The 14,918-nt window shown below is 50.6% G+C and carries 10 protein-coding genes; 5 read left to right on the forward strand and 5 right to left on the reverse strand.

What is annotated here, in order from left to right:
- Positions 1-516 precede the first annotated feature (516 nt).
- Entirely contained in the window at positions 517-2,811 is a 2,295-nt protein-coding gene (locus tag P8J86_06610) for a choice-of-anchor B family protein (protein ID MDG2054360.1), read from the forward strand.
- A gap of 46 nt (positions 2,812-2,857) precedes the next feature.
- On the opposite strand, the gene purD is transcribed toward P8J86_06610, so the two are convergent.
- The 5 genes from purD to gcvH all read right to left on the reverse strand — a co-directional run bounded on the left by purD (position 2,858) and on the right by gcvH (position 10,119).
- Entirely contained in the window at positions 2,858-4,228 is a 1,371-nt protein-coding gene (purD, locus tag P8J86_06615) for a phosphoribosylamine--glycine ligase (GenBank protein ID MDG2054361.1), read from the reverse strand.
- A 62-nt stretch (positions 4,229-4,290) separates the two neighbouring features.
- Complete coding sequence (gene uvrB / locus P8J86_06620) at positions 4,291-6,393, reverse strand: excinuclease ABC subunit UvrB (GenBank protein ID MDG2054362.1); 2,103 nt, start codon at positions 6,391-6,393, stop codon at positions 4,291-4,293.
- 25 nt (positions 6,394-6,418) lie between these two features.
- A complete protein-coding gene (locus tag P8J86_06625) occupies positions 6,419-9,019 on the reverse strand; it encodes an FtsX-like permease family protein (GenBank protein ID MDG2054363.1) in 2,601 nt (866 codons plus the stop codon).
- The gene (locus tag P8J86_06630; protein MDG2054364.1) at positions 8,955-9,743 is read right to left on the reverse strand and encodes an ABC transporter ATP-binding protein; all 789 of its coding nucleotides are present in this window, start codon (positions 9,741-9,743) and stop codon (positions 8,955-8,957) included. The genes P8J86_06625 and P8J86_06630 overlap by 65 nt, the downstream gene beginning before the upstream one ends.
- On the reverse strand, positions 9,736-10,119 hold the full coding sequence (gene gcvH / locus P8J86_06635) for a glycine cleavage system protein GcvH (GenBank protein ID MDG2054365.1): 384 nt from the start codon (positions 10,117-10,119) through the stop codon (positions 9,736-9,738). The genes P8J86_06630 and gcvH overlap by 8 nt, the downstream gene beginning before the upstream one ends.
- Positions 10,120-10,774: 655 nt before the next feature.
- Here gcvH and P8J86_06640 point away from each other — a divergent pair.
- The 4 genes from P8J86_06640 to P8J86_06655 all read left to right on the forward strand — a co-directional run bounded on the left by P8J86_06640 (position 10,775) and on the right by P8J86_06655 (position 14,854).
- Positions 10,775-11,509: a TIM barrel protein gene (locus tag P8J86_06640; protein MDG2054366.1), complete on the forward strand. Its 735-nt coding sequence runs from the start codon at positions 10,775-10,777 to the stop codon at positions 11,507-11,509.
- 20 nt (positions 11,510-11,529) lie between these two features.
- Entirely contained in the window at positions 11,530-12,222 is a 693-nt protein-coding gene (gene cmk / locus P8J86_06645) for a (d)CMP kinase (GenBank protein MDG2054367.1), read from the forward strand.
- A 9-nt stretch (positions 12,223-12,231) separates the two neighbouring features.
- The gene (locus P8J86_06650) at positions 12,232-13,083 is read left to right on the forward strand and encodes a lysophospholipid acyltransferase family protein (protein MDG2054368.1); all 852 of its coding nucleotides are present in this window, start codon (positions 12,232-12,234) and stop codon (positions 13,081-13,083) included.
- A gap of 76 nt (positions 13,084-13,159) precedes the next feature.
- Positions 13,160-14,854: a cation:proton antiporter gene (locus P8J86_06655; GenBank protein MDG2054369.1), complete on the forward strand. Its 1,695-nt coding sequence runs from the start codon at positions 13,160-13,162 to the stop codon at positions 14,852-14,854.
- Positions 14,855-14,918: the final 64 nt, after the last annotated feature.

A 14,918-nucleotide genomic window follows, 5' to 3' on the forward strand; every position in this document is an offset into this window, starting at 1 on the left:
TGGACTCAGCGACTTCTCAAGCTTCTTGGTGGCCTTTGGTACAACGTGCTCAGGCTGCGTTGAAGATATCGATGGCAGTGGTACCGTTGATCTTGCTGACTTCTCAGCATTCTTAGTTGTGTTTGGTACAGACTGCCCATAACGCTCACTTTTGTGAGTCGTAGTAGATCTTGATCGTGACCGGCTCCACCTGGAGCCGGTCACTCTTTTTGGAGCCAATGCCGATTATTCGAACAAATTGATGCTATTGAATGGCTTAGATATGGCTAAAACGGTTGTTTTCTGGGTTTTAAGTCCGTTTCTGGGGTATTTTTAAAAGGTTGATAGGTGTACATCTTCGATGCTCAATGGTTGTTTTCTGAGCAACCGATAGCGATCCTGGGCCGAATAATCAAACAGAGAAGGTGCGCGCGGTCATGAGCTGGCGGTTCCTTACCCAAAGGGACTCGCCACATCGGTTGGGCGACATTATTTAGAGAAGTGATTTAAGACAGAGAAAACGGAGTCAGATTCCAAATGCAACTTTCATGTATGCAAAAAGCTTGTGGCATTGTCTTGCTAGCAACAACAGTCATCACCACAGCAAACTTGGTGACGGGGCACCAGGACGACCCAAAAGTTCGAGACTTCAAAGGGCGCTATGAAGGCAAGGGATATAAGGCCGGAGAAAGTGCACGTGCGCTGGGTTCATTTGATAGTGAGAACGTCACGCTAAAATCGTGGATCACATTAGCAGACATTCAAGCTGCAGGTTTCGGAACACATAGCTCAGCGAATGATTGTTGGGGTTACACATCTCCAAGCGAAAACAAATATGCAATCATGGGTCTCTCTGATGGCACACTCTTTGTCAATATCACGAATCCGACGAGCCCTCAGATCATCGAAATGATCCCAAGTTGTAATAGCCTTTGGCGAGATATCAAGGTTTACCAAGATCATGCGTACATGGTCAGTGAATGTGGCAACGGCATTCAGGTTGTTGATATGAGTTCAATTGATAGTGGCATTGTAAACCTCGTTGGCACCACAACGACAGGTGGCACAACAGCGACTCATAACGTGGCAATTTGTGTCGAAACGGGTTTTCTTTATCGCTGTGGCGGCTCAAGTAATGGCCTGCGAATTTATAGTCTTGCGAATCCGTCTTCGCCAGCCTATATCGGTGACTGGACAACACGTTATGTTCATGATGCGCAGATTAAGGTGATGGAAACAGGTCCTTATGCTGGACGCGAAATGGCATTCCTTTGTGGTGGGATGAATGGTGGGTTTGCCCAAACCGGTCTCACAGTGCTTGATGTCACCGATAAGGCCAATCTCGTTGAACTGGCACACTACGAGTATCCAACAGCTGCTTATTCTCACCAGGGCTGGCTCAGCGTTGATGAACAGTATTTCTACTTAGGTGATGAGCTGGATGAAAGTGACTTTGGAATCGCGACCGCCACACATATTATTGATGTTAGTGATTTGACGAATCCGTTTCAGGCAGGTCTGATTCCAAACTCAAGTAGCGCAATTGATCACAATTTGTACACCAAAGATAACCTGATTTACGAGGCTAACTATCGAAGTGGTCTCCGGGTGTTTGATGCAACTGATCCACTGTCACCAGTTGAGGTCGCATACTTTGATACCTATCCAGGTAGTGACTCGGCGCAATTCAATGGACTATGGAGTAGCTATCCCTACTTCGACAATGGCCTCGTTATTGGTAGCGATTTGGAGCGAGGACTCTTCGTATGGGATATTTCATTTGATCGTCTTGACTTCGGTGGTGTACTGCCAGACCAGATTGATCCAAGTGGCGAATCGGTGGCCATCGAAATCACAGAGTTAGGTGGTGCTCAACTAGACACTTCATCTGGAAAGCTTTTCTACAACGATGGTAGTGGTTGGGAAGTTTCAGCTTTGTCACCATCTCGATCGACTGGTGTATTCCTGCTTTCGGGTGCCTTCGGAGCTACTGAATGTGGCTCTCTTGTTAGCTATTACTTTGAGGCCGATTCAACATCTGGTACGACCTATCGGTGGCCCTCAGCAGCACCCAGCTCGACCTATGACGCGATTAGTGCAAAAGACAGTACAACGACACTTGATTGTTTTGAAGTCGATTTGGGTTGGAGTGTTGAAAACACAAGTGGCCTGGTCGATGGCGGATGGGAACGCGCTATTCCAGCTGGAGGTGGTGATCGCGGTGACCCAGCCAGTGCTCATTGCGGTTCCTTCTGTTTCGTGACAGATAATGCTGATGGAAACTCTGATGTCGATGGTTCCTACACGATTGCAACGTCACCTGCGATGGATTCAAGCGGGGCTCAAGTGGTGCTGTCGTACTATCACTGGCTCTCTAATACTGTGGGTGATTCGGCTGGTGAGGATCCAATGACAGTTGAGATCTCGGACGACGATGGCGTGAGTTGGCAGGTTCTGGAAGTCATTGGCCCAGATGGTCCAGAGGCGAGTGGCGGCTGGTTAAATTCGAGCTTCAATCTTCATGAGATTCCAGGCTTTGCGCTCAATGATGTTTTCCGCATTCGCTTTGAAGTTGGTGATATTGGTGCAGGGTCGGTTGTTGAAGCTGGCTTTGATGACATCAAAATCGACGTCTTGATCTGTGATGATGGACCTGTGTGTGTCGGAGATTTCAATGGTGACAATCAGGTGAATATCTCTGACTTCTCAAGCTTCTTGGTGGTCTTTGGTACAACGTGCTCAGGCTGCGTTGAAGATATCGATGGCAGTGGCGTCATTGATATTGCTGACTTCTCAGCATTCTTAGTTGTGTTTGGGACAAGCTGCCCATAGCGCTGTAAGCACTGAGTCATCTGAATTTACGATGTGCGTTTCAGTATTAAACCGACTGCGTGTCAGCTTTATGAGCTGAGGTAGGCCCATCGGGTTTTAAAGGTGGTGCCTTTGGGGTCACCTTGAGGACGCGATCGCCAATATCACGACGGAAAAAAGCGCCCTCGAATTCAATCTTTTCACAAGCGCTATTAGCCTTGTCCCGTGCGTCTTCTAACGAGTCTGACAGTGCAGTGACTCCGAGGACTCTTCCCCCATTTGTGACCAATCGTTTTTGATCGGAGTGGGTGGTGCCTGCATGAAAGACATGAATATCATCAGCATCAGTAAACTGCTCGACACCAGTGATCACATTCCCCTTGGCGTAGCTGTCAGGGTATCCCTGTGCACACATCACCACACAACATGCAGTACGTGGATCAAAGGAAAAATCAACGGCATCGAGTTGGCCAGTCGAACAGGCCCAAAGAACTTCAACCAAGTCGCCTCGAAAACGTGACATGAGTGGCTGGCACTCAGGATCTCCAAATCGGCAGTTGAACTCTAGTACCTTCGGGCCCGCAGGTGTCAGCATGAGACCTGCGTAGAGGACGCCTCGATAGGTCACTCCCTCACGGCGCAGGGCGTCGACAGTGGGGACCAGGACCTCACGCTCAATCTCAGAGAGCATCTCTTCAGTTAAGAGTGGTGTGGGACAATAAGCACCCATGCCGCCAGTGTTAGGGCCGGTGTCACCTTCTCCAACTTGCTTATGGTCTTGGCACGGATCGAGTACCCAGATGGTACGACCATCAACGAGTGCGAGAATGCTCACTTCTTGGCCTTCAAGGAATTCTTCGATCAGAATCTTTGCGCCAGCTTCTCCAAAGGAACGCTGGCCCATGATCTTCTCAACAGCAGCAAGTGCCTCATGCTCATCTTTACAGACGATGACACCTTTACCAGCAGCGAGGCCGGATGCTTTGACAACACACGGTCCCTCACGAACTTCTAGATAGTGACGGGCATCTTCAAGTCGCTCAAAGATGCGAGCATCTCCAGTTGGAACGGCAGCTTGACGCATGATCTGTTTGGCAAATATTTTGTCAGCTTCTAGTTGGGCGCCTGCTCGCGTTGGTCCAAAGACACGACGCTTATCCGTCTCTAGTGCATCGGTGATTCCTTCGGCTAAAGGCACCTCCGGACCCACCACAATCAGATTGATTCCAGCCTCATCGCACCATCGTCCAAATCGGAACGATTCTTTCAGGTTCAATTCGAGTGGGCATTTTTCGCCCAAGTCGCTCAGTGCCGCATTGTTGTTATCAGTGAGGTAGAGCTTGCCCAACCGCTTCGATTGCTTGAGCTGCCAGGCGAGGGCATGTTCACGGCCACCGCCACCGATGAGCAGCACATTACATGGATTAGGGCATGGCATAGGTGCAGGCATAGTCTGACAAGTGTAGCGGGAAAAGTGATGCGGCGTTCGGTTGAATCTCTTCACCGGCCGGTGTTTTTTCGCTTACCTTTTCTCGTAATGCCGGCGCGGGAACGGGCCTGGCCGGGACGTTTTTGGCGCCCACGATCGTCAGGTGGGTGATCACCACCAGCGCGAAGAGCTTCCATCTCGTCTCGGATTGACGCTGCTTTTTCAAATTCTAACTTGTCGGCAGCGGCCAACATATCTTGTTCGAGTACCTCAAGGAGTTCATCTCGAGCCTCTGAAGTGGCACCCCGACTACCACTCATTGCAGTTCGGGCTGTGCGGCGAGCCTGAAGTTCCATCTCAATTCCGCGTCGAATAGCCTTCTGGACAGTCTTGGGTTGGATCCCATGCTCCTGGTTGTACTGATCTTGCAAAGTGCGTCGACGGGAGGTTTCATCCATCGCGGCTTGCATTTGAGGTGTCATCTTGTCTGCATAAAGAATGACTCGAGCTCCAACATGTCTTGCTGCGCGACCAATGGTTTGCACCAGACTCGTCTCACTGCGTAGAAATCCGGTCTTGTCGGCATCAAGGATGCAAACCAGGGCAACCTCCGGAAGATCCAGCCCTTCACGTAAGAGATTGACACCAATCAGCACATCGAATTGGCCTTCTCTCAATTCACGTAGGATTTCAAGTCGATCGAGTGTGTCGATATCACTATGTAAAAATCGCACACGCAGCTGGCATTCATCTAGATGGTGGGTGAGCTGTTCAGCTAATCGTTTTGTAAGCACTGTCACGAGCACGCGATTTCCAGCTGCAGCGCATCGTTGGCATTCTTCAACTAAGTCAGGAACTTGGTTGGTTGCAGCCTTCACCTCAACCTGTGGATCAAGAATTCCTGTTGGTCGAATGACCTGCTCCACAATCGCACCGCCGCTCAGTTCTAATTCATAGGGCGCTGGCGTAGCAGATACGTGGATAATCTGAGGGACGATTTCAGAGAACTCATCAAAAGTAAGTGGGCGATTATCTAAAGCGCTTGGAAGCCGAAAGCCGTGATCGACCAGCACTTGTTTTCGGGCACGATCGCCGTTGTACATCGCTCGGATCTGTGGAATCGTGACATGTGACTCATCAATGAAGACCAACCAGTCCTTGGGATCACATTCGGGTACATGATTAAAATAATCTAGGAGGCATGAAGGGCGATCTCCAGGTGAACGATCTTCAAGCGGCGCTGAGTAATTCTCAATCCCAGAGCAGAAGCCGATTTCTTCAAGCATCTCTAAGTCATAACGAGTTCGCGCTGCCAGTCGCTGAGCCTCCAAGAGCTTCCCTTGCTTTTTTAATTTTTCGAGTCGGCCTTCTAGCTCTGAACGAATGCGATCAATGCCGGGCTTTAGACTCTCATCAGGAAGTACATAGTGTTGTGCTGGAAACAGAAAGTATTGACTCTCAGTTGCGAGTAGTTCACCAGTGACTGGATTGACTAAGTCAATTCGCTCAATTTCGTCACCGAAGAGTTCAATGCGCACAGAATATTGTTCATATGCAGGAAAGACCTCGATGACATCTCCTCGAACACGAAAATTGCCTCTCTGAAATTCAATGTCATTTCGTTTGTATTGCATGGCCAGCAGCTTCATGAAGATCTCACGCCGATTTATGGAGGCGCCTTTTGTGATCGCTAGCATGCGCTGCCCGTATGCTGTTGGCGAACCGAGTCCAAAGATGCAGCTGACTGATGCAACAATGATGACATCGCGCCTTGAGAGTAGTTGGCTCGTAGCAGCGAGTCGAAGACGGTCAAGATCTTGGTTGCGAGAAGCATCTTTCTCGATGTAAATATCTCTTTGTGGAATGTATGCCTCTGGTTGGTAGTAATCGTAATAGCTCACGAAATAGCTGACCGCATTATTTGGAAACAGATCTCGCATTTCTTCGTAGAGCTGCGCAGCCAGCGTCTTGTTATGACTCATAATGAGCGTTGGTCGCTGGACCTCTTCAATGACATTCGCCATGGTGAAGGTCTTGCCTGTTCCGGTCGCGCCAAGAAGCGTTTGAGCATTGGAGCCGGCTTGCAGTCCAGCTGTCAGCGCCGCAATAGCGCTGGGCTGATCGCCCATCGGTATAAAGGGGCTCTTGATTTCAAAGCGTTGGTCATCAGCCATGCTTGTATTGTAGTTTGCTTGCAGATCAGCCAGTGCGTCCCAGAGAAATAAGCTGGCCTGCGGTGGGGCGAACGGTGGCAATCAAGCCGGGCACGGTCACTAAGCAGGTGACCAGCAGTAGGGCCGCCCAGGCGATGGCCGTTGCAGCCAGGGGGAAGTGAAGGCGAACGGAGAGGCCCGCTAGTTCTTGATAATGGTAGGTATCGACCCATGCCAGGTGCATGCCGAGCGCGGTGCCAATAATGGCTCCGATCAGCGCCAAGAAAATGGACTCTCCGAGGATCATTCGAACCAAGACGGTGCGTTGCGTGCCAATACTGCGCAGGACACCATACTCATACCGCCGTGCATGAATAGAGGCCAGCAAGATATTGCCAAGGCCGAGACTGGCCACAAGAAGCGCGCCTGCGGCAATAGCGCTTTGCAGCAGAAGTACATCTTGCCCAACACCATTGATGGTATCCAGAATCCACCGACCACTTCGCCATGTTGCTCCTGGCGCTGCATTGGAGATGGCAAGCGCTAGGGCCTCATCATCAACCTCAGGATTTGCATCGACTTCCAATATCTGTGGTTGGCCAAGAACAAAGTGCTGTCGAAATTGTGTTTCGTCGAAAACAGCGCAGCTAATGGCACGCTCTGTGTAAGCGTTTTGAATTCCAATCAGTTGTGTTGCAAGCTCAAGTCCACCAGTTTGAATCAGGCCAACCACGGTGTATTCTCGGTTTAGTGTCCCTGCTCCAAGCTTGATTGTGTCTCCGATATCAATGCCGCGAGCGGTGAGGAAACGATCTGAGAGGATCACCCCAGTGCCATCTTTAAGCGGTTGAATAGCCTCTTCTACAGATCCTCTCACCCAGACCGGTCGGTTCATTTCAAAGAAGCAGTCAGGATCGACACCTAAACCAATGACGTTGGGTGGTGTGAAGCGAGCTAAGCCAAAGATCTGCTCTCCTTCCACACGCATCGGCGCATAGGTTAGGCTGCAGGCACCATCAATTCCATCGACATCAGCAATCTTTTTTTGTTCTTCAGGTGATAAACCACTTGGCGCAAAGACAAAGCCATCGGCAAAAGTGAGTTGACCGACCCAGTCATTTAGGAGTGCATGGCCGTTTGCCCAGGTCGTAACAAGAATAGCAACGCCGACCATGAGTGTGCCGGCGGTTAGTCCTTGTCGCATTGGTGTGGCCAGAATAGTGTTTGAAAGCACACCACTTGGAAGGCGCATGATCAAGCTTATTAATGTGCCAAGTGGCCGAGCAGCAATATATGCAATTGGGATCGCTAACAAGAAATAGCCAACGTAGACCGCCGGCAGACCTGCCCATGCAAAGGCCATAAATCTCGCTTCTCGATCGGAAATGAGTAGTAGTAGCAGTTGCAGTAAAATGAGGCAGCAGCCGACCATTGCGGCAATGATGAGCGAACCTCGCCATGTGGGCTTTGCGCGACGTGCGATGGCTCGCATTGGATCAGTTCGGCAGGCCAGCCAAGCGGGGTACACAGCTCCGATGACGCCAGCCGCTAATGAGCCAATGATTGCCAGCAGAATACCCAATGGCGAGACGGTAAGAACCACAGGGAGATCGCCACCGAAAATACTCAGGATCATCCAGCTGACAAGGATGCCAATTGGAATGCCGAGTAAGCCACCGACAGAACTTATGATGACACCAACAATGACTTGGGCAAGAAATAGCTGACTTCGCCAAGCGCCAATGCAGCGTGTAATGGCCATCTCACGCTGCTGTTCGGTGACCGAAGTGGTCAGTCCTGTCACGATGATAAATGTGCAACTGAGAAAGCCCATGATTGTGGCAATAAGCAGACTAAATTCTACGGCCCCAAGGCGGCGATCAAAGCCAATACGCAGGAGTTCTGAGGGCTCCAAAATAAGCGGAGGTTTGACGCGGCCAGCTTCCTCATTGCAGAAGGTGCGCGGATCCTGATCTGGATCTAACACGATCATGACCTCGTTGATTTCCTCGGGTCGCCCTGAAAGCTCCCTGACAAGATCAAGTGAGGCCATGAGGTAGGGAGAGGGTGTCAAGCGAGGCCGCTGAAGTTCGTAGAAGCCTACGATCGTCACTGCGGTTTTGCCTCCGCGCTGACGCAACATGAGTCGCTGTCCCAAAGACACCGGCAGCATCTCTGCAGAGACAGTATCAATCATGACTTCATGTTTTCGTTCCGGACGTCGGCCATCAGTGACAATGGCCTTTGCTACAGCCGAATCTTTGTTTAATTCAAAGCCATCAAGCATGGCATAGGTGCGCCCCAGTTTTTCTGCATCCGGAGCAAAATGGAATCCATCAGTAGCGGCCAATTCAATAGCCAGTCGTGAACGAGCGTATGAGGTTGCAACTCCAGGCCAATCTTCAATTTCTTCACGTACAGACCAAGGCACACCACCAGTGAGTTGATGAATGACGCGCGCGTCAGCTGATCCGATCATGCGCGCAAGTCCATCAGTGAGGCTGGTCTGCACCGACGCAACGCCACATGAAATACCGACGACCAAGCTAGCCGCCAGCAGGACAACTAATGTCAGTAGTAGGCTACGTACCCACCGTGCCCGGATGATGTTGAGTCCGAGCCAGAAGCTCGGCAGAATCCATTTCATCAGTGTTTATTTTCGATTCAAAGACGCCGTCACGGAGAAGAAAAAGTTGACGGCAGTGCGAAGCAGCTTCAGGTTCATGGGTCACCATCAATACGGTGAGGTTGCGCGTTTCAGCCAAGTGGCCAAGCAGAGACCAAAGCTGTGCGCTTGAGGCAGAGTCAAGATTTCCAGTTGGCTCGTCAGCGTAAAGGACTGAGGGATTGAACAGCAGTGAACGAGCAATAGCAACCCGCTGCTGCTGACCGCCAGAGAGCGCATCAGGCCTGTGATTCGCCCGGTCCAGTAGATCAAGTTGATCAAGCAGCTCATGCCCACGTGCAAGGCGATCTCGTTTCTTGATGCCAGCGAGCATTGCTGGAAGGGTGACGTTTTCAATGGCTGTTAGTGTTGCAATCAGATTGAACTGTTGGAAGATGATTCCAATTTGCTTGCGGCGAAAAAGCGTGAGCTGAGACTCAGACATCTGATCGAGCTGAAATCCATTGATGCTAATTTGGCCACGATCGGGGCGATCTAGCGCAGCCATCAAATGGAGTAGCGTCGACTTTCCACTGCCGGAAGGACCCATGATTCCGTAGAAACCAGGTTCTTGAATCGTGAGATTGAGTCCGCGCAGGGCGTGCACGTCAAGCTGGCCTGTACGGTAGCGTTTATGGATATCGGTTAACGTGATGCTGCAAGACGTATCCGACTTCTGACGGTCTATTTCGATTTGGTCATTCAACCGGATATTTCTCAGCGTACTCTGCTTCGCTCATCAGCTCATCGAGTGAACTTGTGTTGTCTGACTTAATTCGAATGAGCCAGCCTTGGCCATACGGATCACTATTGATGAGTGATGGATCTTCATTCAAAGCTTCATTAACTTGTGCGATTTCACCCGTCACAGCGGAATAGATATCGCTGGTGGTCTTGACGGACTCAACCTCTCCAACAACATCGCCGGCGGCAATTGCTGTGCCCTGGTCCCGCATCTCGACATAAGTAATGTCAGTCAGCTCATTGACGGCATAGGCCGTCAGGCCAACAGTGACACCATCGTCGGTGACTTGAAACCACTCGTGGGTAGCGGTGTATCGGCGTTGATTAGATTCGGTCATTTCTACAAGCTCCGGGTGAGATCTTCGGGAAGGTTCTTGAATCCACATATTGGCATTGAACATGCAAGATGGGGCATCATACCGCTGTCAGCGGCAGGGTCCATTTTGGAATCAATGCAACCTGGATTCCGTGTAATTAAATGGGTGGGGTTGGTCTCGATGGCGACAAAAAAAGCGATCTGGATTTGATCTCAAGATGGCTGCTTAGGTCTTTTTTATTGAAGACGGAATGGTCGACTATCCTCCCCACGAGCCAGTAGAAGGGGTGGCTTCATCCATGTTTTATCTAGACTGGTGCCTTCCGACTCGCATTGGACAAGGCTGAGCCGCTCAGAGAGAGCAATTCAATCCGAGACGGTGATATTTTTGGGCCTCACGAGAGAACAGGCTTTCTGGTCTGTGCAGTCTGGGTTTTCCACGATTGGAGCTTGAAAGGTGGCCAAACGGCGATGTTGCCGAGCCAACCTCATAGAGGTGATGTCGGGGTCAGATCTCCGTTGGACTTGCTGCAGCTCTCTTCTGCGATAGACTCGTGACTGCAAGAAACTGGGGGTCATTGAATTGGACTCCTATTCTCAAAATGCTGTTGACCTTAGCTACATCTTCCCTGCGATCATTATTGGCAAAGCCTGGAGATACCCAGGATCAGAATTCAATGTCGCTCTTGGCAGTCCCTGCCTTCACTATGAATGAGCTTGATCTCCGCGGTCTCAATGTCTCGGCCAGCATGCTCGCTGGCTGGTCTCTCTCAGATATGGACAATCTACGTGATGAGGCTGATAAGGCTGCCTGTCCATGCCTCGTGCTTGAAGATGAATCTGAACTAAAGCTTTCGGCTACGAAGGCCTCGATTAATGATGCAGCTGAAGAGCGGATAAAGCGACTGGCCACGGCAGCCAATCGACTTGGCTGTAATGCCATTGCAGTTCGGTGTGTTGCACCTGAAAGTGATGCGGGGCTTGAGCAGACCGCTCAGATGTTCAAGAGAATCATGCCAACGATTGAGCGCCTAGAGCTCACAATGTTGATCGTTCCTTACGCAGGCTTGACTGATCAGAGAGATCGTCTTGTCGATCTCATTAAACGCATTGGTGGCTTCCGTATTGGAGCGATGCCAACCTTTGGTCATGCAGCTGAGTCTGGAGCCCCAGTTGACGAGCTGCGTATGCTGGCACCCTATGCGGGCGCAATTCATGCAACGGTGACAGATTTTACGCGTAACGGTAAACACAAGGGTGTTGATATAAAAAGCTGCATTGAAGCGATTATTAGTGTCAGCTTTGTGAATACACTGGCCATTGAGTATGTTGGTCAATCCGATCCAGTTAAGAACATTATTAAAGCGCGGGAGTCGCTTGTCGCTGCAATAGAAGCTTGTACCTCGACCTAGCGCCGAGAAGCGATCAAGATATGGCACAGTTGAAACGGGTCATTATCACCATCGATGGGCCTGCAGGCACGGGTAAATCAAGTGCTGCTGCTGAGCTGGCTGAACGCCTCGGCTTGGAAGTCCTCGATACAGGTTCCATGTACCGAGCGGCCACCCTAGTTGCTATTGAGAATGGCATCGATATTCATAATGGAGAAGGTTTGGCTCAGGCTGTCGAAGAAGCCCATATTGGCTTCGATTGGCAGCGGCAGCCACCGCTTATTCGTATCGGTGAGCGTGATGTGAGTGAGCGTATTCGAGAACTTGATATCAGTTCTGCTGTTTCAATCGTATCAGCACATAAAGCAATTCGTGATGTCATGGTTCATCGCCAGCGAGAAATCGCGGCGGCCCATCCTGGTCTGGTAACGGAAGGCCGGGATCAAGGTTCAGTCGTATTCCCGAATGCCACAGCACGATTTTTTCTGGCGGCCGATGTCGGTGTCAGGGTGAAACGCCGAGCCCATCAAATGGAAGAAGCGGGCAAGTCAGTTGCTGAATCAGCTATTCGTGAAAATATTGAATCACGTGATCAAATTGATACATCGCGCGCGGAAGCGCCGCTGCGATGTCCACCAGGTGCGATCATTGTTGATACAAGTAAGCTTTCTTTGGCCGAGGTTGTCGATGTGCTAGAGAAGGAATCTCGAGCGGTGTTGTTGTCGAAGAAATAGGAGATCCTTGTGGTCTTTCATACTTTTCAATTTAAGCGTCGAGGCCCGACAAGAACAAGATGGAATGTGTTCTGGAACTGGACTATTTGCCCACGTATTGTGCTTTATATTTACATGGTGCTCTATCGACTTCGACGTACGGAGCGTTCACGTGTACCTCGAAAAGGGCCACTAATATTTGTTGCAAACCACCAATCATTTTTGGACGTGCCAGCTGTCGGCATGACAGTTTGGGATCGTCCAGTGCTATTTCTGACCCGCAAGAGTCTCTTCGCAAACAAATTTTTAGCTTTTGGCATGAAGATCTTTGGCGTTATTCCAATTTCGGGCAAAGGTGGCGATAGGCAGACGATGCGTATATCGCTTGACGAACTTAAAGGTGGTGGGTGTGTGTTGCTTTATCCAGAGGGTGGCCGCTCGGTCGATGGACGTCTAGGGCCTTTTATGCGTGGTGCCTTGATGTTAGCAAAGAAGTCGAAAGCACCTATTCAACTCGTAGCGGTAGAGGGCGCTGCTGATGTTTGGCCGCGTGTCCGGAAGAAGCCTTATCTTCGCGGTCGCATCATGACACGGGTTGGTAGGATTATTGAATGGTCCGAACTTGAATCAATGGATCGTGATGAGGCGATGGATATGATCCGGCGTGAGCTCGAGGTCATGCGATTAGAATTACGTGCTGAGCTGAGGCAGCGTAGTCGTGGACGATACCCTCGACCAGGTCCCGCTGACATACCTTACTGGGATGCGCCTCAAGAAGAGCAGCAGTTCAAACCAGTTGGCAATATGGATGACGGGGAAGCCTCCCTGGCTGCTGAAGCAGCTGCTGGAATCAAGGAGCCGTCCTCTTCGGCGACATCTTGATCCACTGACACGTCCTCCATACTTCGAGTAGGCTTGCAAGTGGAACGTTGTGACCTACGAATGAAGGGCCCGCGTAATGGGTATGTGGCATGTACTTGGGGACGTTGTTCTACTGCTTGGTGCAGCGTTGCTGGCTGGGCTTGTTTTTGAGCGTATTGGCCTAAGCGCTATTGTTGGATATTTGGTAGCGGGCATTATTCTTGGCCCGAGCGTGACCGGTCTTATTGATGGACATGGTAGTGAGATTAGTCATACCGCTGAGCTTGGTGTGGCATTGTTGTTATTTACAATTGGTTTGGAAGTGACTGTTGATCGCTTGCGAGCGTTTGGTTGGTTGACGGCCATGATTGGTAGCTTCCAGGTAGTGGGAACACTGGCAGTCGCAGGTCTCATTGCGTGGTTCATTGGTGTGCCGGCTGGTGGTGCGCTGGCTATTGGTGCTGTTGCTGCGTTGAGTTCCACAGCGACAGTAGCTCGTATACTTGAAAGCCGATCTGAACTCGATTCAGCGCATGGGCGCACTGTCTTCGGTGTCTTATTGATTCAAGATATTGCGACGGTGCCGTTACTGTTGTTGATCTCTTTGTTGGGTATGGGTGGGAGTTTTGGTGAAACGGCCGGGTCAATAGCGAAACTGTTCGGTAATGGTGTGGCGCTAGTGGCTGTTGCGGCCTTGCTCTTTGTATTTCTGATGCCTCGACTATTGAGTATGACGGTGCTCACACGAAGTCGTGAATCAGCCATTCTCTTAGCTGTTGTCGCCTGTTTTACGGCTACTTGGCTTGCTAACTACTTGGGCTTGTCACCAGCGCTTGGTGCATTTATTGCGGGCCTGCTCCTGGCGGGTTCCCCATTTGCGCATCAAATCAGAGCCGATGTTGCGCCTCTAAAGGCTATTTTACTCACACTCTTTTTTGCCTCAGTTGGCATGCTCATCAACATCTCACAGCTTGGTACGCCAACAACAATTGGACTCGTGATCGTCTGCGCAATTGCCATTATTTTTGGCAAGACAGTCATCATGTATATCATTTTACGTTTACTGGGTCGGCCCGATCAGGTGTCATGGGCATCCGGTCTATGCTTGGCCCAAATCGGTGAGTTTTCATTTGTTCTTGGTGGAGCAGCGGTGACCTCAGGTCTCCTCAACGATGAGATCGGTCGGCAGATCATTGTGGTCACCTTCTTGACCCTCTTGGTAGCGCCGGTCTTAGTCAGTCATGCTCGGCCGATTGGAAGTAGGCTCACCAAGGGCTTGGCAGCTCTTGGTTTTGCCGCCGACGTGACACCCTCTACGGATCGTGCTGATCATCGATGGTCAGATCACGTGGTTGTTGTGGGTTATGGCCCGGCTGGCCGAGCAGTTGTACATGCTGTACGGGAGGCTGGAAGAACACCAGTCGTTATTGAGATGAACGCTGTAACGGTGGCAGCGATTCAACATGATGGGATTGATGCGGTCGTTGGTGTTGCTCAGCATCGTGAGATCTTGGAGTATGTTGAAATTGAAAGCGCAGCGGCGCTGGTGGTCACTGTGCCCGACTATCGTATTGCTACCCAAGTGGTTGCCCAAGCTCGCTCGATGGTGCCAGATTTGCATATCCTCAGTCGATCACGACATGCCAAATATGTACAAGTGCTTCGTTCTGCTGGTGCGGATGACATCGCCGATGAAGAAGTAGAGGTGGGGGAACGATTGGTGGAGCGACTCCAGCTGTGGAGTGCCGAAGATGCCCGATTAGATACCGACAAATTAGAAGGCGACACCTAGCAATTGGGTTTTTTTCAAAGTGTGATCGGCGCTTTCACCAGGGATAAGTGATTTCTCGATCTTC

Source organism: Phycisphaerales bacterium (assembly GCA_029268515.1).
Lineage (GTDB): Bacteria > Planctomycetota > Phycisphaerae > Phycisphaerales > SM1A02 > JAQWNP01.